17 protein-coding genes are annotated in these 20220 nt (G+C 51.2%); 10 read left to right on the forward strand and 7 right to left on the reverse strand.

The features are described from left to right. The first annotated feature begins 41 nt into the window (after positions 1 to 41). From HRM2_RS23975 to HRM2_RS23985, 3 genes are all read left to right on the forward strand, one after another. Entirely contained in the window at positions 42 to 1256 is a 1215-nt protein-coding gene (locus HRM2_RS23975) for a methyltransferase domain-containing protein (protein ID WP_015906601.1), read from the forward strand. 205 nt (positions 1257 to 1461) lie between these two features. Further along, positions 1462 to 1923, forward strand: a complete 462-nt coding sequence (locus HRM2_RS23980) for an Hsp20/alpha crystallin family protein (protein WP_015906602.1) — start codon at positions 1462 to 1464, stop codon at positions 1921 to 1923. A gap of 256 nt (positions 1924 to 2179) precedes the next feature. After that, complete coding sequence (locus tag HRM2_RS23985) at positions 2180 to 3457, forward strand: double-cubane-cluster-containing anaerobic reductase (RefSeq protein ID WP_015906603.1); 1278 nt, start codon at positions 2180 to 2182, stop codon at positions 3455 to 3457. Positions 3458 to 3500: 43 nt separating this feature from the next. Here the strand turns inward: HRM2_RS23985 and HRM2_RS23990 are convergent, their stop codons facing one another. The 4 genes from HRM2_RS23990 to HRM2_RS24005 form a co-directional block, all read right to left on the reverse strand. Further along, positions 3501 to 5000: an efflux transporter outer membrane subunit gene (locus HRM2_RS23990; protein WP_015906604.1), complete on the reverse strand. Its 1500-nt coding sequence runs from the start codon at positions 4998 to 5000 to the stop codon at positions 3501 to 3503. A gap of 73 nt (positions 5001 to 5073) precedes the next feature. Beyond that, positions 5074 to 6198, reverse strand: a complete 1125-nt coding sequence (locus tag HRM2_RS23995) for an ABC transporter permease (protein WP_015906605.1) — start codon at positions 6196 to 6198, stop codon at positions 5074 to 5076. 2 nt (positions 6199 to 6200) lie between these two features. After that, entirely contained in the window at positions 6201 to 8978 is a 2778-nt protein-coding gene (gene rbbA, locus HRM2_RS24000) for a ribosome-associated ATPase/putative transporter RbbA (protein WP_269719600.1), read from the reverse strand. Next, on the reverse strand, positions 8942 to 9946 hold the full coding sequence (locus HRM2_RS24005) for an HlyD family secretion protein (RefSeq protein WP_015906607.1): 1005 nt from the start codon (positions 9944 to 9946) through the stop codon (positions 8942 to 8944). Before HRM2_RS24005 ends, rbbA begins: the two co-directional genes overlap by 37 nt. Before the next feature lie 375 nt (positions 9947 to 10321). On the opposite strand from HRM2_RS24005, the gene HRM2_RS24015 reads away from it, so the two are divergent. From HRM2_RS24015 to HRM2_RS24040, 6 genes are all read left to right on the forward strand, one after another. Continuing rightward, positions 10322 to 10915, forward strand: coding sequence for a CBS domain-containing protein (locus HRM2_RS24015; RefSeq protein WP_015906609.1), 594 nt, complete (start codon positions 10322 to 10324; stop codon positions 10913 to 10915). Positions 10916 to 10939: 24 nt separating this feature from the next. After that, positions 10940 to 11479: an HPP family protein gene (locus tag HRM2_RS24020; RefSeq protein ID WP_015906610.1), complete on the forward strand. Its 540-nt coding sequence runs from the start codon at positions 10940 to 10942 to the stop codon at positions 11477 to 11479. A gap of 127 nt (positions 11480 to 11606) precedes the next feature. Beyond that, complete coding sequence (locus tag HRM2_RS24025) at positions 11607 to 12326, forward strand: NYN domain-containing protein (protein ID WP_015906611.1); 720 nt, start codon at positions 11607 to 11609, stop codon at positions 12324 to 12326. 36 nt (positions 12327 to 12362) lie between these two features. Then, a complete protein-coding gene (locus HRM2_RS24030; protein ID WP_015906612.1) occupies positions 12363 to 13388 on the forward strand; it encodes an ADP-ribosylglycohydrolase family protein in 1026 nt (341 codons plus the stop codon). 108 nt (positions 13389 to 13496) lie between these two features. Beyond that, a complete protein-coding gene (locus HRM2_RS24035; RefSeq protein ID WP_015906613.1) occupies positions 13497 to 13880 on the forward strand; it encodes a pyridoxamine 5'-phosphate oxidase family protein in 384 nt (127 codons plus the stop codon). A gap of 23 nt (positions 13881 to 13903) precedes the next feature. Further along, positions 13904 to 14443 (forward strand): peroxiredoxin-like family protein, encoded by a 540-nt coding sequence (locus tag HRM2_RS24040; RefSeq protein WP_272502272.1) that lies wholly within the window; start codon positions 13904 to 13906, stop codon positions 14441 to 14443. Here the strand turns inward: HRM2_RS24040 and uvsE are convergent. Next, the gene (gene uvsE, locus HRM2_RS24045) at positions 14440 to 15393 is read right to left on the reverse strand and encodes a UV DNA damage repair endonuclease UvsE (protein WP_232364143.1); all 954 of its coding nucleotides are present in this window, start codon (positions 15391 to 15393) and stop codon (positions 14440 to 14442) included. The two genes, HRM2_RS24040 and uvsE, sit on opposite strands and share 4 nt — an antisense overlap. Before the next feature lie 115 nt (positions 15394 to 15508). Between uvsE and HRM2_RS24050 the strand changes: the two genes are divergently transcribed. Then, positions 15509 to 16978, forward strand: coding sequence for an SDR family NAD(P)-dependent oxidoreductase (locus HRM2_RS24050; RefSeq protein WP_049770506.1), 1470 nt, complete (start codon positions 15509 to 15511; stop codon positions 16976 to 16978). Here the strand turns inward: HRM2_RS24050 and HRM2_RS24055 are convergent. Next, positions 16913 to 18874, reverse strand: a complete 1962-nt coding sequence (locus tag HRM2_RS24055) for a DUF1365 family protein (protein ID WP_015906617.1) — start codon at positions 18872 to 18874, stop codon at positions 16913 to 16915. The two genes, HRM2_RS24050 and HRM2_RS24055, sit on opposite strands and share 66 nt — an antisense overlap. Beyond that, positions 18871 to 20172, reverse strand: coding sequence for an NAD(P)/FAD-dependent oxidoreductase (locus HRM2_RS24060; protein WP_232364144.1), 1302 nt, complete (start codon positions 20170 to 20172; stop codon positions 18871 to 18873). The genes HRM2_RS24055 and HRM2_RS24060 overlap by 4 nt, the downstream gene beginning before the upstream one ends. Between the last annotated feature and the right edge of the window lie 48 nt (positions 20173 to 20220).

Consider the following 20220-nt stretch of genomic DNA (forward strand, 5'->3'; position numbering starts at 1 on the left):
TCATACCTTTTCATTGAATCCCCAAGACAAAGGAGTAAAACATGAAAACCATGACCCTCTGTGACAACGCTTACGACACAATGGATTTCTCCATTGACATTACCTGGGAACGACACGGTATCCATCATAGGGAGAGCTATTTTGCAGACCACATGAACTGCTGGCGGGACATTTTTCCCGGCAGCGTGTTAGAAGCAATTATGACGGCAGCCCCCGGTCAGACCATTGTTCGACCTATTCCTCCGGGCCACATCATACCCGATTACCGCCCGGACAAGGTACTGACCCTGCCCCTTTCCCGGTTGAATAACTTTTCTTCCCTTGAAGTCCCTGACCTTGGCCGGTTTTACCCCCAGGGCATAATATCTGGGCTCCCAGGGGTCTTCAGTGACAACCTCATCCCCTTTCGATGCATCGGTTTGTACCAGGACCTGGCGACCGTTGACCTGAACCATCCCATGGCAGGAATTCCCATGGAGGTGACCATGACGGTGCATACCCGCTCTCCGGGCTCCGGTGAGCGGGGTGGAAGCTGCACGGACTGGATTGACCTTGCCCTGACAGGACCGGGAATGCAGTCCCGCCACGACCTTATCCCCACCCGTTTTTCCAGTACAAACCGGTTTCACCGGAAAGATGCCAGGCCTGATCCTCTTTTTTACGAAACAGACCGGTTTGTTCACCACATTGATCAGACTGCACGCAAAAATCTGTCAAAGCTGTACGCAACCCTGATCCGACCCGGAGATGCTGTACTGGATCTCATGGCTAGCTGGGAATCCCACATCCCCGAAGAACTTTCCTGTTCAAGGGTCCACGGCATCGGCCTTAATGCCAATGAACTCAGGCAAAATCCAAGACTTACCGGATATGGGGTACAGGATCTCAATATCGATCCCATCCTGTTGTTTGACGATCACACCTTTGACGCAGTAATCTGTTCACTGTCCGTGGAGTACCTGACAGACCCTGTGACCGTGTTCAATCAGGTGGCCCGGGTGCTCAAACCCGGCGGCACATTTGCCCTGTCGTTTTCAAACCGCTGGTTTCCTGAAAAGGCCGTCAACGTCTGGACAGATCTCCATGATTTTGAACGCATGGGCCTGGTCCTGGAGTATTTTTTTGAATCCAACCGATACACGGCACTTTCAACAGTTTCCCTGCGGGGCTATCCAAGGCCGGAACACGACGATTATTCTTCAACATTAAAATTGTCAGATCCCCTCTATGTCGTCGTGGGGAAAACCAGGCGATAAGATTTTTTCTGTGGTCATTTTACACTTTGTAAAAAAAATTGACACAGGAAATGGGATAGATTCTCTCACTGTGACGATTTCAGGACCATCTTCCAAGGCACGAATTATGCTGTTAATCTGGATAACAGTCATTGTCTGACAGGGATCTCGTTCCCGGGGCACATGGCTGTGTATGGTTCAAATCCTAACCAAAGGAGGATAGGTTATGTTTGATTTACTTTCCAAGGGTAAAAGGCATGGTAAGGATGTGGTCAGTTTCAAAAGTGAACTCGACAATCTGTTCAACAATTTCTTTGAATTGGACACACCCATGCGTCGTTTTTTCAGCGATGAGGACTGGACTCCCCGGGTGGATATACACGAGGGTGATAAGGAGATCACGGTAAAGGCCGACCTGCCCGGATGCGAAGCAAAAGACATCAACGCCAGTCTTGACGGAAGGCTTCTAACCTTAAAAGGTGAAAAGCAACAGGAAAAAGACGAAAAAAAAGGCACTTTTCGCAGCATAGAACGAAGCTACGGGTATTTCAGCCGCACCATTTCACTACCTGCAGAGGTGGACCCTGATACCATTAATGCCTCATACAAGAAAGGGGTTCTAACCCTTGTCCTCAAAAAAACCAAGGAAGAGAGCTCCGGGAAAAAAATTGAAATCAAAACCAGCTGATCAGCTGTAAATTCCGGTGGCAGGGCCTGGCTCCCAGCCACCGGAACAAAAGACCTTAATCACACCGCTGACACTATTTTTTTTACAGAACGCCCCTGTTTTTTTGCCATGGCCATCATCTGGTCAACAAATGGTGGCCCCCCATAGTTTTTCTCAATCCATATGGTTTTATTGAATCAGATTATGAATTTGATTCCCCCCATGATTTCCATTAGAAATAAGTCCAATCCATAATCGTAAATCAAAGGAAACTAATATGAGTGAAGAACATGTGTCCATGTGGAAGCATTTAGGCCTGAATCTGACGGCCCATGATGCTCTGCTGAAGGTTCTTGGAGACGCCTATACAGATATCTATCTTGCCCAGAAACAACGGCCCGATGGAATGGCCTACTTTGATTTTGTGATGTCCGAGGTGCATGGCCTCAGGATCAAAGAACTTTTAGATGAAAAAGAACAGGGCCGCAAAATAATCGGTTCCTATTGCGTGTTTGTGCCCGAAGAGATTACGCTTGCGGCCAATGCAACCCTTGTGGGACTCTGTTCCGGGGCTGACTTTGCAATGGAGGAGGTGGAAAAATATCTGCCGAGAAACACCTGCGCCCTGATCAAATCCGCCCTTGGGTTCAAGCTCGGCAAGGTCTGTCCCTACCTTGAAAGTGCCGACATGGTGGTGGGCGAAAACACCTGTGACGGCAAAAAAAAGGCCTATGAATCCCTGGGGCCACTCCTAGACAACCTTTACGTCATGGATCTTCCCCAGGTAAAATCCGACCAGGGCCGCACCCTTCTCCGGTCGGAATATGAAAGATTCAAGGTTGCCGTCCAGGACCTGACTTCGGTCACCATCACCCATGAATCTCTAAAAAAGGCAATCCAGACGGTCAATGCCAAACGAATGGCCCTCCACCGCCTGGCCCGGCTCAGAAAGGCGGATCCCGTTCCCATTTCCGGACTTGACGCACTTCTGGCAAACCAGGTCTCGTTTTATGACAACCCGGCAAGGTTCACTGAATCCCTCAATAAAATCTGTGACGAGCTGGAAAAAAGAATCGCAGCCAACCAGGGTGTGTCTCCGAAAAAGAACCCCAGGATTCTCATGGCAGGATGCCCCATGGCCGTGCCCAACTGGAAACTGCCCTGGATTGTTGAGACCTCGGGTGCCGTAATCGTGGGAGAAGAGTCCTGCGTGGGTGAACGCGGTATTCGAAATCTCACGGACGATACCGGCACCACCGTGGATGAACTCATGGACGCTATCACGGATCGCTACTTCAAGGTGGATTGTGCCATTTTCACCCCCAACAGCGACCGGCTGAACCATATCGAGGAGATGGCAAAGGATTACCAGGCGGACGGCGTCATCCACTATGGGCTCCAGTTCTGTCAACCCTATACCATGGAGGCGATCCCCGTTGAAAATGCCCTTGATACAAAGGGTATTCCCAGCCTGCGAATTGAGACCGACTATGGAATGGAGGATGCCGGGCAGTTAAAAACACGGATAGAGGCATTCATCGAGATGCTCAAGTAGGGTAGAACAGGGAGAGGCAGTCTCCACCTGATTCACGGTGATTTTACGGTTCTGGAAAATTTTTACCAGGGATACCCGGTTCAAGGGAAGTCCACCCACCGCCAAGGGCCTTGTACAGACTGATGAGATCAGATGCCACGGCCCCTTGGCTCTGTGCCAGCTGATCCTGAAGGGACAAGAGCGCCCGCTGCCCATTGAGCACATTTTGAAAATCAGTCAGACCGGACCGGTATTGATCTTGAGCAATTTCAACGGCACGCTGGGCCGCCCCTGAAGCCGCCGTCAAAGACCGTTGCCGGGTCTGCTCCTCGGCGTAACCGGTCAGGGTATCTTCCACCTCGGCCAGTGCTTTGAGCACTGAGGCCTCATAGCGGAGCAAGGCCTGTTCCTGGATGGCGTTCTGCACCTCGATGTTCTGGCGTATCCGCCCGGCATCAAAGAGGTTCCATTGAAATGACGGGCCCAGACCAAACGTGCCGCTCTCCCTTTCAAACAAGTTGGCCAGGGATAAGGCTTCCAGACCAATGGAACCTGCCAGGGTAAATCTGGGGTAGAGCCGGGCTGTGGCAACTCCGACCACGGCGGTCTGGGCGGCAAGTTCCCGCTCGGCCTTGCGGATGTCCGGTCTTCTTCGCAACGCATCCGCCGGCACCCCCACAGCAACCGTTGGGGGAGGCGTGGGAATGGCTTTTCGTTCAGCCAGTTCATCTTTCAATGAACCGGGATTCTGGCCCACCAGCACGGCCAGCCGGTTTTTGGCCTGTTCAAGCCCTGCATGCAACAGCGGTATCTGTGACCGGGTCTCTTCAAGATTGTACCGGGCCTGTTCCAGGTCAAGGTTACTGGTCATCCCGGTCTGGCTGCGCGTAGCGACCATGCCGTAGGTCTGCTCCTGGGCCCTTTGATTGGCCTCAGCCAGGGACAGCCGGGTCTGGAACGATCGTACTTCCACATAGTTCAGGGCAACTTCGGCCAGCAGGCTCACCATAACATCGTGCAGACCCTCCTGACTGGCCTCAAATGAGGCTTCTGCGACCTCGACGGAGCGTCGGACACCGCCAAACAGATCAAGCTCCCACCCGGCATCAAAACCTGCATCGTACAAGTCGTTTGCCGTGCCAAGGTCTGTTTCACTGCTGGTGTGGACCCTGGCGGCAGCACCTGAAACGTTCATGGTTGGAAAAACATCGGCCCTGGCAATCCCCCGCCGGGCCCGTGCCTCACGAACTCTTGCCCGCCCAAGGCCCAGGTCAAGATTGCCGGCAACGGCGCGTTCAATCAATTTCGTTAATGCCGGGTCATTAAAGGTTGACCACCAGCCGGCCAGGGTCCGGGCATCGGGAGGTGCTGCTGTCAGCCCTTTAGGCAACGCCGTGTTCCACCCCTTAGGAGCCCCGGGATCAGGAACCATATAATCCGGGCCAACAACCGCACACCCGGCGAGCAGGAATCCAAGCAGGAGTCCAGAGAGGTTCAAACACGGAAAAAACGGATTTATATGCCCCATGCGGGACCGGGGAAGCCACTGTCTTGTTCTTGTCATTTTAATCATCCCTCTTGTTTTCCATCATGCAAAATTTATGAAAAATCCCCAGGCAGGGTTCTGTTTCGGCGCATTAGGCCGTTACGTTGATGCTCCTGCGAAACAAGATCAGGGCCGCCATGAAAAACACACTGCCAATGGCGATGATTGCCAGAAAGCTTGGCCAGACCAGATCAAACCCCGCACCACGGTAGAGGATCGCCTGGGCAAAACTGACAAAATGGGTGGTCGGCGCCAACGCCATGATGGCCTGGACCACTTTCGGCATACTGTCATGGGGGGTAATACCACCGGAAAGCATCTGCAGGGGCAGAATGACCAGAATCATGAGCAGGCCGAGCTGGGGCATGGAACGGGAGACTGTGCCCATGAAAATACCCATGGCCGCTGCTGAAAACAGATGCAGCATGGCACCGAACAAAAAGAGCCCCACGGAACCGGCCACAGGCACACCCAGCACACCCTGCACCATGAAATGCAGGGACAATGCCGCAGCCGTTAAAACAACCAACCCCATGGCCCATATTTTAGCCATCATTATCTCAAACGGCGTAAGCGGCATCACCAGAAGATGTTCCAGGGTACCGTGTTCCCTCTCCCGGATGACCGCAGCACCGGTGAGGATAATGGACAGCAGGGTGATGTTGTTGATGACCTCCATGACGCTGCCGAACCAGGCGCTGTTCCGGTTGGGATTGAACTTGGTGCGGACAACAAGCCCGATGGGCAGTAGGGATTCGCCACGAAAACCCTGCACAAATTCGTTGATCTCACCACTGGTGATGTTCTGAATATAGCTGGAACCGATAAAGGCCTGGCTGACCATGGTTGCATCCACGTTAACCTGAATTGCCGGCTGTCGATCCGCCAGCAGGTCCCGCTCAAAATCGGGTGGTATATCAACGACAAAGGTATATTTCCCTCCATCCATACCCGGATCAATCCCATCACGGTCAATGGATTCAGATGTTTTAAAGTAAGGTCCGTAAAAGGCATTGATAATGCGCCGTGAAAGCTGGGACTGATCTTCATCGACAACAGCAATGGGGGCGTTGTGCAATTCCATGGAAGCGGTCGTTGCAATACTGTAAATTCCCCCCGAAAAAGTCCAGATGATCAAAACAATCAACACTGGATCCCTTAAAAGGATACGCAGCTCCTTAACACCCAGACGGTAGATATTGGCAAATTTGTTCATGATCATTTTTCCTGCTTTTTCAAAAAAATCAGGCTCAGGGTCGTTAATACCGGAATAAAAGCGGCAAGGGCGATAAAATATCGGGAAAGCTCACTGAACCCCAGCGCTTTAGTGAAGACGCCCCGGCTGATAATCAAAAAATAAGTGGTTGGAAAAAATTTCCCCATCACCGCTCCAACGCCTTCCATGGACGACACAGGATGGGTCATGCCTGAAAAATTAACCGCAGCCAGCAGCGTGACAATGGCCGTGACGGCTAGGGCGGCAATCTGGGTATTGGTAAAGGCCGACATCAGCAGACCCAGGCCCGTGGTGGCCGTCACATAAAAAACCGCACCCAGGGTCAATGCCATGAAGCTGCCTTTAAGGGGCACCCCGAATACAAAAATTGCCAGCAGCACCAACCCGAAGAAACTGATCATACTGACGCCGATATAAGGCAGCTGTTTGCCAATGAGAAACTCCAACCGGGTGACCGGCGTCGCATAAAGGTTGGTTATGGAGCCCAGCTCTTTTTCCCTTACCACACCAAGGGCCATGAGAATTGCCGGAATGAAAATCAACAACAGCGGAATTACCGCCGGCACCATGGCGTAAATACTCTTGAAATCCTGATTATAGCGATAACGTATTTCAATATCGGCCATGGTGGTCCGGGGCACCCGGCCGATGCTGCGGATGGCAAGTTCTGATAAATAGGCATAGTGCATGCCCTGGAGATAGCCGGCAATGGTTTCTGCCCGGAACGGCATGGCACCATCAATCCATGCGCCCACTTCCGGAACGCGACCCCTTTTAAGGTCTTTACCGAAACCTGCCGGAATCTCCATGGCCAGGCTCAGTTCACTGCTGCGCATGCGCTGTTCAAGTTCAGCCTGGCCTGCAATGGATGGGCGCTCAACAAAATACCGGGAGCCGGAAATGTTCTGGATATAATCAAAGCTCTCTGGCGTCTGGTCATAGTCCAGCACAGCAAACGAGATATTTTCCACATCCATGGTGATGCCATACCCCATGATAAACATCAGAATAACCGTTCCCATGAGGGCAAAGGTGAGCCGGATGGGATCGCGCCTGATTTCCAGGGTCTCCCGATGGGCATAGCCGAACAGACGCAATGGGCTGAACCCACTGCCGGGCCGGGGCCTGGAATCAAATAATACACTCTCTTCCGTGGGGGGCTCTAGCGTGCTTATTTTTTTGTCGGCCGTTTCCAGATAGTCAATAAAGGCATCCTGCAGGGTATCTTTGCCACGCGCACGAATCAACGCCGCAGGCGTGTCCGAGGCAAGTACCTTTCCTGCATGCATCAGGGAAATTCGGTCGCAGCGCTCAGCCTCATTCATGAAATGGGTGGAGACAAAGATGGTGACCTTATCCCTGCGGGAAAGTTCAATCAAAAGTTCCCAGAACTGATCCCGGGCCACGGGATCCACCCCGGAGGTGGGTTCATCCAGAATCAGCATTTCCGGGCCATGGATTACCGCCACGGCCAGAGAGAGACGCTGGCGGATACCCAGGGGCAGGCTGCTGGATAGGGCGTTCTCATAATCGACAAGGTGAAACCGCTGGATCACCTCCTGGATCCGTCCTGGAATCCTTTCCGCCGGCAGGTGAAACAACCGGGCATGGAGTTCCAGGTTCTGGTAAACCGTGAGTTCAGTGTAGAGGGAAAACCCCTGGGACATGAATCCCACCCGTTTACGGATTGAAAGGTCATTTGCATCCACAGTGGAGTTAAACAGCATGGCCCTGCCTTCTGAGGCAGGCAACAGACCGGTAAGCATCTTCATGGTGGTGGTCTTGCCGCAGCCGTTGGAGCCGAGAAAGCCAAAAATTTCGCCCTGGGCGATCTCAAAATTCACATGATCCACGGCTGTGAAATCGCCAAAAACCCGGGTCAGACCCTCGGCCTTGATTGCCGGCGGACCACCATCAAGACTGATGCGCGGTGGCACCACCAGCTGTTTATGGCCCCTGCGTTTTTCTTCGGGCAGCAGACGAATAAATGCCGCGTCCAGATCCCTTGTGCCGGTTTGTTCCATCAGCTGGCCAGGACTGCCCGTGGCAAAGATTCTACCCGCATCCATGGCTGCCAGCCAGTCAAACCCCTCGGCTTCTTCCATATAGGCGGTGGACACAATCACACCCATGCCCCTGCGACGTGAACGGATGGTATCGATCAGCTGCCAGAACTGTCGGCGGGACAAGGGATCGACACCCGTGGTCGGTTCATCCAGGATCAACAGGTCCGGGTCATGGATCAAGGCACAGCACAGGCCTAATTTCTGTTTCATTCCCCCGGAAAGCTTACCGGCAGGACGGTCCCTGAAGGGTTGTAAACCTGTAGCTGCAAGCAGTTCGTCCGTGCGTTTTTTTCGCTCGGCTCGATTCCGGCCGAACAAACGCCCGAAAAATACCAGATTCTCTATCACGGACAAGGTCATGTACAGGTTACGCCCGAGGCCCTGGGGCATGTAGGCAATACTCGGGCACACCCGGGCACGGTGATGCCTGTCGCCCATGTCACCCCCCAGGACAGAGATCCTGCCCTGCTGAATTTTCCGAACCCCGGAAATCAAAGCCAGCAGGCTGGACTTACCCACCCCGTCGGGACCGATCAGTCCAGCCATGCAACCTGCAGGAATGTTAAGATCAACACCATCCAGGGCCACGGTTTTGCCATAATAATGGCTGACATTGTCAATATTGGCAACACAAGCTGGGTTGTCTGCCCTGGGGATCATGGCAAAGACCTGCGCTGAACATCCTCGGGCCATTGGGCCTGGGGATCAAGGCGTACATAGGCTACACCCGGTACCCCTGTTTTCACCTTTTCCAAATGCCCCATCAGTAATTCAGGGGCAATTTTAACCTTAATGCGGAACATCAATTTTTCCCGTTCCGTTCTGGTTTCAACGGCCTTAGGGGTAAACTGGGCATTGGGGGCAACAAACGAGACCCTGGCCGGCACCGCAATATCCGGCAAGGCATCAAACACAAGCCGGGCCTCGGCCCCGATGTCCACCCTGCCGGCCTGGGCCGTTGGCAAAAAAATTGACATATACACATCGGTCAGATCAAGCACAGTCAAAACTTTTCCGCCAGCCCCCAGGACTTCTCCGGGCTCAGCCAGTCGATAGAGGACCCTCCCCTGAATGGGGGTTTTAAGGATACTATCCTTGAGAGTTGCCTCGATCTCTTCGGTTTTTGCAATAGAAATATTGATCATGGCTTCTGACTCAAGCACCTGGGCCCGGGCTTCAGCAAGAAGGGCTGCTGCTGTTTCCATTGTTGCACGGTCATGGTCAAGCTGTCTGGCTGAAATGGCATATTTATTTGACTCATAGGTGGCCTGGGAACGTTGATAATCCTTTTTTGCGACAGCCAGTTCACTGGTTCGCTGCTGGACAAGGGCCTGGGCAAACCTTCGCCCATGACGCACCTGTTCGACGGACGCTTTTGCCTGCCTGAGCTGGGCTTCAAGTATTTTTGTATCCATCCGGGCCAGGATCTGGTCCGCCGCAACAAAATCACCCTCACGGCAAAAGATTTCGGCAATACGGCCCTGGTACTTTGTTGCGATGTCAACTTCGGTTGCTTCAATGCGACCGTTTCCCGAGGCAATGGTATCCGGTTTTTCCAACCCCCTGTTCCGGGACCACAACAAGACCATGGCCCCTGTAACTATCATCAGGGCAATCCAGAGAATCCACCCTTTCTTGAATATTTGTTTATTGTTAACCACGCCATAACCCTCCGGGTGAAATGTTTGTTCATGGATTCTACCGGATAGTTAACTGCAAAAAATATGCCACCTAAAAATTGCAAGCGGTAGTTGGCTGGAGATGCGAGACGCCGGGGATATTGGCAAAACAAAAAATATCCGGGCTGTGTCAGGAGAATTATCAAAGTGTAAAGTGCCTTATATTGGTAATGAAAAAAGCCGATGTAAAAAAGATCCAAAACTTGACCCAGATCAAAGACTTCCCATGGATTTTGTTTTAAACTATATGGCAATTGTAGAAAGAATGGGCCTTGGCATTGACAACCGGTGGGACGTGGGTATTGATGGACTTACACCGGGCGTTTGACAGGACTTCCAATTTTAAAAGGAGGTAAAATGAATTTCAGTCTACTTAATGAATGTGTTCAAACCTTAACCGATGAAGATGTCCTCGAGGCCATGAAAAAGATTCCCGGCTACCTGGACATCACCCCGTCTGATTTTCTCCAGATCTACCAGATTGCCTTTGACCATGCCGTATCACGGATAAAAACAGCCATCAAGGCGAATCAAATCATGACAAGGCAGGTTATTGTTGTTGGCGAAGATGCCCCGCTGGTTGAGGTGGCGACCCAAATGGCTGAAAATGACATATCCGGACTGCCCGTGGTGAACAAGGACAGGATCGTGGTGGGTGTCATCTCTGAAAAAGATTTTTTAAAGGGCATGAACGATCTTAAAACCCCCTCTTTCATGCGTGTCCTCCTGCAATGCCTTGACAACAGCCATTGTATTGAATCTTCTTTTAAAAACCTTTCAGCCGCAGAGATCATGTCATCTCCTCCCGTGACCGTTGAAACAACTGCATCCATTCTCGACGTGGCCAGCACCATGGACCGGTTTAATATAAACAGGGTTCCAGTGGTTGATGAAAACACGAAACTGGCAGGCATCATTGCCAGATCCGATCTTGTTCAAGCCATGTGCTGATGATATGGCAAAAGGAGACTTACATTGATATCTTATTTTAAAAAAATGTCCGGGGGAGGCCAGTGCCCGCCAAGGGTAAGACCCAGTGAAATTTTCTGGTCCTGGATCGGGGCATTTCTGGGAATAACCCCTGTGGCATTTCTGAATTACAATTTGTTTGCCGGAAGCGATTTTGTGTATATTATCGGTTCTTTCGGGGCATCTGCCGTTTTAATTTATGGGGCCGTCAGAAGCCCCCTGGCCCAACCCCGGAACCTGGTTGGCGGACACATTTTATCGGCATTCATCGGAGTCGCATCATACAAATTATTCTATCCATGTCCCTGGTTTGCAGCGGCCTTTTCCGTAGCAACGGCCATTGCATTCATGCATCTGACCCAGACACTGCACCCGCCCGGGGGGGCCACAGCATTGATAGCCGTCATCGGCAGCCAAAAAATCCATGCCCTGGGCTTCTGGTATATATTGATTCCAGTGGGAGTGGGTGTCATCATCATGTTAACCGTGGCCCTGATCGTCAACAACATGGCCAAAACCCGCAAGTATCCTGAATTCTGGATATAGGAGAGGTTACGTTCAATATCTAAAACACCCGGCCAACTAACGCTTGCAATTTTTAGATGACAAATCAATTGACAAATGGACCCGGTCATATTCTAACGTTTTTATTTACACCTAAAAAGGACAGATTATGCCAAACATTGAAAATCAAAAACTTGCAGTCATGATTGATGCAGACAACGCCCAGGCGTCAATCTGTTCGGAATTGCTGGCTGAGATTGCCAAGTTTGGCGTCGCCAGTGTAAAGAGGGCATATGGTGACTGGACCACCTCTCACCTGAAGGGATGGAAGGAACATCTGCATAAACATGCCATTCAACCCATCCAGCAGTTCAGCTACACAATCGGCAAGAATTCAACGGATTCCTCCCTGATTATTGATGCAATGGATCTGCTCCATGAACAGAGGCTGGACGGTTTCTGCCTGGTTTCGTCTGACAGTGACTTTACACGGCTTGCCACCCGAATCCGGGAATCGGGATTAACGGTTTATGGGTTCGGCGAAAAGAAAACCCCGGAAGCATTTGTTTCCGCCTGTGACAAATTCGTGTATACTGAGATTCTCAGGCCACAGAACAAAGATAATATACCCAGGGAGTCTGACGAGACCGAATTAAAGGCCATACTGGTGTCAGCCATTAATGCCGTGTCCAAGGATGATGAGTGGGCGCCCCTTGCCGGCGTTGGAGGCTATATAAACAAGAAATATCCATCCTTTGACTCAAGAAACTATGGATATGACAAGCTGGGCAAGCTGGTTGAGTCATTACCCTTTATTGCGGTAGACCGGCGCAAACCAGATGAAAACGCATCCATTGTGCATCTTTATATCCGGGCCACCACCGTGTAACCGGTTACAAAAAAACAATCCCCAAAGGGAGGCCGAATGAACAAGACACCAGGATTTGAGGATCGGGTAAAAGGTGCACTGTATGGCTTGTTCATTGGAGATGCCCTGGCAATGCCGGTTCACTGGTACTATGATACCAGAAAGCTGGCCAGGGATTACGGGCAGGTGAAAAATTATATGGCGCCGCGCAACCCCCATCCCGATTCCATTCTCTGGCGCTCTTCCTATTCACCCCAGAACAAGTCCGCTGACATCCTCCACGATCAGTCCCAATACTGGGGACAGCGGGGTATTCATTATCATCAGTTTCTCAAGGCCGGGGAAAACACTCTCAATCTTAAACTGGCCGGCGAACTGCTGAAGTTGCTTCAATTCCAGGGAGCATACGACCCAGAAGAATGGCTGACGCGCCTGGCCGCCTACATGACCACACCAGGCAACCATAATGACACCTATGTCGAAGAGTACCTCAGGTATTTTTTTACACAATATGGTCAAGGGTGCGACCCGATGGCATGCGGCAGAAAAGATGAGAATCATATTGGCGGGTTGAGTCTCATGCTGCCGATTGCCATTGTGTTTGCCCGGGATATGGCCTATGCTGAACAAATCGCTCTAGGGCATCTGGGGTTGACCCATGGTGGGCCTGCCATGGAAAATGGCGGGAAAATGATGGCCCACATCATTCTGGATCTGCTCCAGGGAAGAGAACTTGGGCGTGCCGTGTTTGATCATTACCAGAATGAAACCGGCAGGGAAATCAAACCGGCACTTCAATCCTTGTTTGACTTTCCCGACCAGATCGTGGTGGGAAGGCATTTTTCTTCCGCCTGCTACATGGACCAGTCGATCCCGGCAACCCTTTATCTGGCCCTGAAATATTGCCAGGATCCAGAACAGGCGCTCATCGCCAACACCATGTGCGGGGGCGACAATGCCGGCAGAGGATCTGTCCTCGGTGCAATTCTGGGGGCAGCCAATGGGTTTACGTGCTGGCCGAACAGATGGATCACCGGGTTGCGCCATCCACCGGCGATTGTCTCTCTCAATCCGCCCGGATGAATCTGAACAGGGTCCATCCACGGCCAAAGCGCCGTTGAAAAAAATGGTATGAAACAACATGCCAAAGAAAAACCGTGGATCAAACGACATACCAAAGAGGAGATAAAAATGACACTGAAAGATTATTTTGAAAAAACAGCTGGAACAGGGGTACTATCAACAGCAGACAGCAAGGGCAATATCAACACAGCCGTTTATTCCCGGCCCCATTTCACAGAAGACGACAAACTGGCCTTTATCATGCGGGACCGCCTGTCCCACCGCAACCTTGGGTCCAACCCCCATGCTGCATATCTTTTCATGGAAGAAGGTCCGGGTTATAAGGGAAAGCGGCTTTATCTGCGCATGGTCAGGGAAGAGAAAAACGCGGACCAAATTGAAGCCCTCCAGCGCAGAAAATATGCAAAGGAAGTGAACGAAGACAGGTTCCTCGTTTTTTTCGAACTCGTCAAAGAACGTCCCCTTGTGGGGGATGACAACGACGGCCAGTAACCTGGACAGAGACGGTGAAAAAAATGGAAAAGGATCCTTTTTCAACGGATGATCTCGGTGGCCTGTTTGTGCTGAACGAACAAAATGATCCGGTAAAAGTATCGGACTTCTGGCGGGAAAGAACCGCTGTCTTGGTCTTTGTTCGGCATTTTGGCTGAGTGTTCTGCCGTCAGCAGGTGGCTGAACTGGCAACACAGGCGAACCGGTTTAAAGACAAAGGTGCCGCTCTTGTGGTCATTGGTTCGGGTGATCCCCGTTATTTTAAACAATTCCGGGAAATCACCGGTTATGGGGGCCAGCTGTTTTCAGACCCCTCCCTGGAGGCCTTTTCCGTTTTAAATTTTTCCAGCAGCATTACCGGATTTATGAGCATCAATTCAATGTTCAAAGCAGTGTCTGCCCTGGCAAACGGTCACCGTCAGGGGTCGGTTCAGGGCAGCACCATGCAGCTGGGAGGTGCTGTGGTGATAACCCCTTCAGGCATTGTCCGGTATTATTTTGCAGGTAAAAAAGCAGGCGATCATCCGCCTGTTGACGGTTTAATCCGGGCGATTGACAGTTAAATCATGTTCAGGTCTGCCATGAGTTTCCGAATGGCCACTTCCTTGGCCTTGGCCTCCACTTCAACGGTAATATCCATTGAAAGCCACAGGGGTGGCAGGTCATTGATGTCAATGAAATCATGGTGTTTCCTCGTATCCGAGGCGTTCCAGCCGTCCCTGGGCGATGAAATATGGAACAGGGGCTCTCGATTCCAGGTGCTAAGGCAGCGTTCTGTTGCCTCTTCGATGGAAAGATCGTCACTAAGACATCGATGGTGGTGGACATCGTAGACCAGGGGAATGTTCATTTCCCGGCACATGGGCAGAAGATCCCGGGGGGAATAGCTTCTGTCGTCATTTTCAAGGGTCAGCCGCTGCCTGACCGGGTCGGAAAGGGTTTCAATGGTATGCACCAGCCGCTGGACTGCAGATGGTTTATCGCCGTAGACCCCGCCGGCATGGATATTGATGACATCGGCATTCACCCATTGGGCGACCTGGGCCTGGTATTCAAGATCTGCAATGGAGCGTTTGACCACATCCGGGTTTGGAGAAGAAAGAATGATAAACTGGTCCGGGTGAAATGTGGTTCTGATATCATTTTTCAGGCTGAACTCACCGCAGGCCTTGAATGCCTGAACGATATCGTCTGAACCGGGCAGATCAAGGATATCATATCCCACATCCGGGTGTGTTTTCAGCGGCAGAATCTGGCTGTTGATTCGGAAACCGCCGATCCTGTTCCGGTGACAGAACTCGAGTGCCTTTAACAGATTTTCAGCATTGATCAGGCAGATTTCAGACAGGCGCTGCTTCTGTTCTCGATCTGAGCTTTTTGAAAGGTATGTCGCCGTTGTCCGCCGGAATTTGATGGGTTGCTCTTTGAATATGCAGCACAGGCCGAATCTTATCATCTTAAGGGTCCTTGGATTTTTATCAATCCTGTCGGGATTAAACAATGTCGCCATCATGACTATAGCTGTTTTTGATTTAATGTTGAAGTATTATAAATCATGGCCATTTTATAGAAGTACTGCTGAAAAGGTTAACACCCATAAAAAACAAAATCTTATCCAAGGCAGGCCAATGATCATACTCAAAGAATCCATCCATGTAAACAGGCCCATTGAATCTGTTTTCCAATACACCAGTGATTTTGCGAACATCCAGGAGTGGGACCCGGGGGTGATATCCTCGGTAAACCCGAACCCCGGCGATCCCCAGGTCGGATCGGTCTATGATCTGGTCCTTAAATTTGGACCGTTCCGTCCTAAAATGGTGTATGGGGTCACAGCACTTGATCCCCAGGCCAGGGTGGTTTTAAACGGCAAGGGAGATAACTTTAACGCCACGGACACCATCACCTTTGTCCATACCTTGTCGGGCACAAGAATCGACTATCAGGCTGACATTGAATTTTCAGGCGTTTCAAAATCCATGGAATTTCTGCTCGCCCCTGTTTTAAAATGCGCAGGGAAAAAGGCCATGGCGGGACTGAGAAAAAAACTGAATCCCGACCACGGGACCGCCCGGCACAACACCTGGTTCGCGTCGGGATCCAATATCATGGACTACCTGGCCGATCATACGATTTTATTGGGCATGCTCATGTTCACCCGGTTCGGATACGCCATTGGCAAACGGTTCTGGGCCAGGAACGATCAAATCCTCTACGGCAAAAGGGTGGTTATCACGGGTGCCACCTCGGGTATCGGCCGGGCTGCAGCAATGAAGCTTGCTGAAAAAAAGGCAGACCTGACGTTCATTGCACGCAACAGGGAAAAGGCGATCAAGGTTCAGCAGGAGATTATCGACCAGACCCAAAATCCCCATGTCGATTTTCTGCTGGCAGACCTGGGCGTAATGGCAGACATTCGCCGCGTGGCAGAGGTCCTGATCCGCAGCAGAAGCCCCATCGATATCCTGATCAACAATGCCGGTGCCTTGTTCAACCATCGTGGCGAGACCGCCGAAGGGTTTGAACGAACCTTTGCCACGGATCTGCTTGGCGTTTTTTACCTCACCCAGCTGCTAAGGACGGCGTTCACCCGGTCTGGGGCCAGGATCATCAATGTTGCCTCAGGGGGAATGTACACCCAGAAGATTGATGTTGACGATCTTCAAAACACCCATCAGCCCTATGATGGCACACGAGCCTATGCCCGGGCCAAAAGGGGAATCGTTATCCTGACCGAACTCTGGGCCGAACAATTGGCCGGTGCCAATGGGGTTGTCCACGCCATGCACCCGGGTTGGGTGGATACCCCCGGGATTAAGACGGCTTTACCGGAATTTCATTCGCTGGTCCATCCAATCCTGAGAACACCGGAACAGGGAGCTGACACCATTGTATGGCTTGCCGCATCAAAGGAAGCAGGCAAATCCTCGGGCAGATTCTGGCTGGACAGGCGGCCCCATGAAACCATTGTCTTTCCCACGACCGGTGAATCGCCAGAGGAACGGCAGGTGTTGTGGGAACGCTTAAACCGGTTAGCGGCCCAGGGTGATCTGGACGACGTCGGTGCTTTGTGTGGCAAACCCGGCCTCACAGATTGAAAAATAATAGATCCATTTTCGGAAAAATTCCCTGTCAAACCCCATACCGGTAATCTCTTTCCCATGGGACTCAAACCGTTTTCGCCAATGGGCAAGGGTCGTGGCATAATGAAGCCCCATATGGAAAATGTCTGTGACCTTGAAACCTGTCTTGTCGGACAGGGTCGTATTAAGAATCTTCAGGCATGGCAAATGGCCGCCCGGAAAAATGTGTTTTTGGATCCAGTCCCGTTCCCTGCAATACTGTTCGTATCGTTCATCTGCAATGGTGATGGCCTGGAACACCATGGTGCCGCCGGGTTTTAAAAGGGCGTTGCACTGCCTGAAATACTGCCCCAGAAATTGAGGACCCACGGCCTCGATCATTTCAATGGAAACAATCCGATCATAGACGCCCCTGGTGTGGCGGTAATCCTGGAGCAATATGGTGACCCTGTCCGTGAGTCCTGCAGCTTTTACCCGCTGGCATGCCAGGTCATACTGGGCTTTAGAAACGGTGATGCCCGTGACCCTGCAACCGGTCTGCCCTGCGACAAACACGGCAAACCCTCCCCAGCCGCAGCCGATTTCAAGCACATGGTGGTCGGGTTTGATGTCTGCCTGGTCGACAATGCGCTGCATTTTGCGGGCCTGGGCATCGGCCAGGGAATCGTCCTTTCCCAAAAAAAGACCGCACGAATAAATCATCTGCTCGTCCAGAAAAACAGCATACAGCCCATTGCTCAGGTCATAATGGGCAGCGATGTTCCCGGGGGTGTTCTTGACGGTGTTTTTGCGTCGGTCATGGGCCAGTCGCTCCTGGATCCGGGTCAGATAGGACATGATCATGTTACCATCGGAAAACCGGTCCCTGTTATCGATGAACAGCTTTAACAGGCTGACAATATCAGACGATTCCCATTCCCCTGCCGTATAGGCTTCACCCAATCCAATCTCTGCCTCAAAAACAATTCTGAAAAAAAAATTGAAATCCCGGATCTGGAGATCAGCGGTCTGGGCACTGTTTGCCTGGCCCAGTATCATTGTTCGATGATCCGGAAAAGTCAGGTGCAGGCATCCTTTTTCAATCTTTTTAAAAAGGCTAAGAACCAGCCGTTGGCAGAGGACTTCCAAAAAACTCGGGTTCTGTTTGGCTAATGTCATGGGGCTGCCGGGTACGGGTTTCTCGTAAAATGGCAGTTTTTTGTGGAAAAAGAGTTTAAATGCCTGGGAATAGATCCTGGGAACACTCAAATGGGGGGCAAAGGGGTGTTTGAGCAGGGTCGTTATATGATTGCGACAGGTCAAAGGTATGGCATGGGCGCGCAATATCGCCTCCATGATTTTTTTTTCCTGCTGAACGAGTTCAATCCGGATTTCCAGGCGGTCACCAGGTGCTGAAAAATAAAACTGGTAATGGCCCTCAATCGTATTGAACGGGGACACATGGAACACCTTGGTTGCCTGGTAACGTGCAAACCACTGATTTGAAGCACTGGTATTTTGGATCAACACATAGGGGTGGCGTTCGCCAAAGGTATTGTTAACCTCCGCGATAATGGCGATCAGCAGATTCTCCCTTGAAAAACAATAATAAAAATTCACCGGATTAAACACATAATTAAAATATCTGGCCGAAGTGATCATCATCACCGAAGCAATGGGTTCGTGGATGTTGTGCTCGTCCAGCAGGCGGGCAATTTTTTGTCCCATGGCCATGGTGCCCGGATACAGGTAATCCCTGTCATGGATGGATGTGATGCCAACCCGGTTATACCCAAACAACGGGTACCTGCGATTTAACCTGGGCAGGTCGTCCAGGTCAAACCCAAACATGTAAATGGGATAGGATAGCTCATGGACCAAGGGCAGATGGCGACGATGTTCGATGGTGCCGATGTAAATTCTTGAATTCATAGCGCTACCCCGAATTTTTCTGCCACCTGGACGGCGGACCTTACCCCGTCTTCATGGAACCCGTATCCAAAATAGCTGCCACAGAAAAAGGTATGCTGATTTTCGTTCAACCCGGGCAGGTCTTTCTGGGAGTTGAACGCGGCAAACGAATATTGCGGGTGGGTATAATCCATCTCCTTGATCACATGGTCATGGGGTATGGGTTCCCTGGGATTGAGCGTGACAAAATAGGACCTTTGTGTGTCAAGTTTCTGCAGCCGTGTCATGTCATAACTGACAGTGACAGGGGAGGTCACATCCCATGGGGTATGCCGGGTGTAATTCCAGCTGGCCCAGGCCCTTGGGTTCGGGGGCATCACGCCTTTGTCCGTGTGCAGAAAGGTTTGGTTGTGGGAGTAGGTCCAGACACCGAGCAATTTTTTTTCCAGGTCGGTGGGGGAATCCAGCAGGTCCAGGGCCTGGTCTGCATGGGTTGCAAGGATAACGGCATCAAAAGTTTGGGGTTCTTGATCCTCAAAGTAAAGCGTTGGTTTAAATCCGGTCCTTGTGATGGACACAATTTTAGACGAGGCAAGGGCCCTACCTTTAAACGATTTTAAAAAGGCCTTTACATAGGTGTGACTGCCGCCCTTGACAAAATACCATGGTGGATGGCCGCTTATGCCTAGCAAACCATGATTTTCATAAAATTGGGCAAATGTGCGAACCGGAAACCGGCCCATCTGAAAGTCTGATCCAGACCATATGGCGGCGGCCATGGGAAAAATAAACTGGTAAATCACCTCTTGATGCAGTCCGTTGGCCTTCACATAGTCGGCCAGGGTAATATCGTCGAGACGATCCGTTAAATACGCCTTGCGCAGTGTGCTTAAAAATCGAATCATTTCATAGACAAATCGAAGATACACGGGCTTAAACAGATTTGACCGCTGGGCAAACAAGGTGTTCGGGTTCCGGCTGGCATAGTAAAGCCCTGTATGTCTGCAATAATAACTGAACGCCATTTCCGTGGGACATTTTTCAACACCCAGCTGGTTTAAAAATTCAATAAAATTGGGGTAGGTCCTTTGGTTGAGTACAATAAAACCCGTGTCCACGGGCAACCCCTTGTCCGGGCCATGGGGGATCTCAACCGTGTGGGTATGTCCGCCAAAATAGTCATTCTTTTCAAACAGAGTGACCTTGTGGCGGTGTTGAAGAAGATATGCCGCACAGATGCCCGAGATACCCGATCCAACAACGGCAACGTTCAGATCTTTCCTGTCTTTTAAGTCCATGGCATCGATCCTTTTGTTCAAAAAGTTGTAAAGCGCTTTGTGCAAATTCAATTTTCAGCAACAAGCAGG

The sequence above is a fragment of the Desulforapulum autotrophicum HRM2 genome (assembly GCF_000020365.1).
Classification (GTDB): domain Bacteria; phylum Desulfobacterota; class Desulfobacteria; order Desulfobacterales; family Desulfobacteraceae; genus Desulforapulum; species Desulforapulum autotrophicum.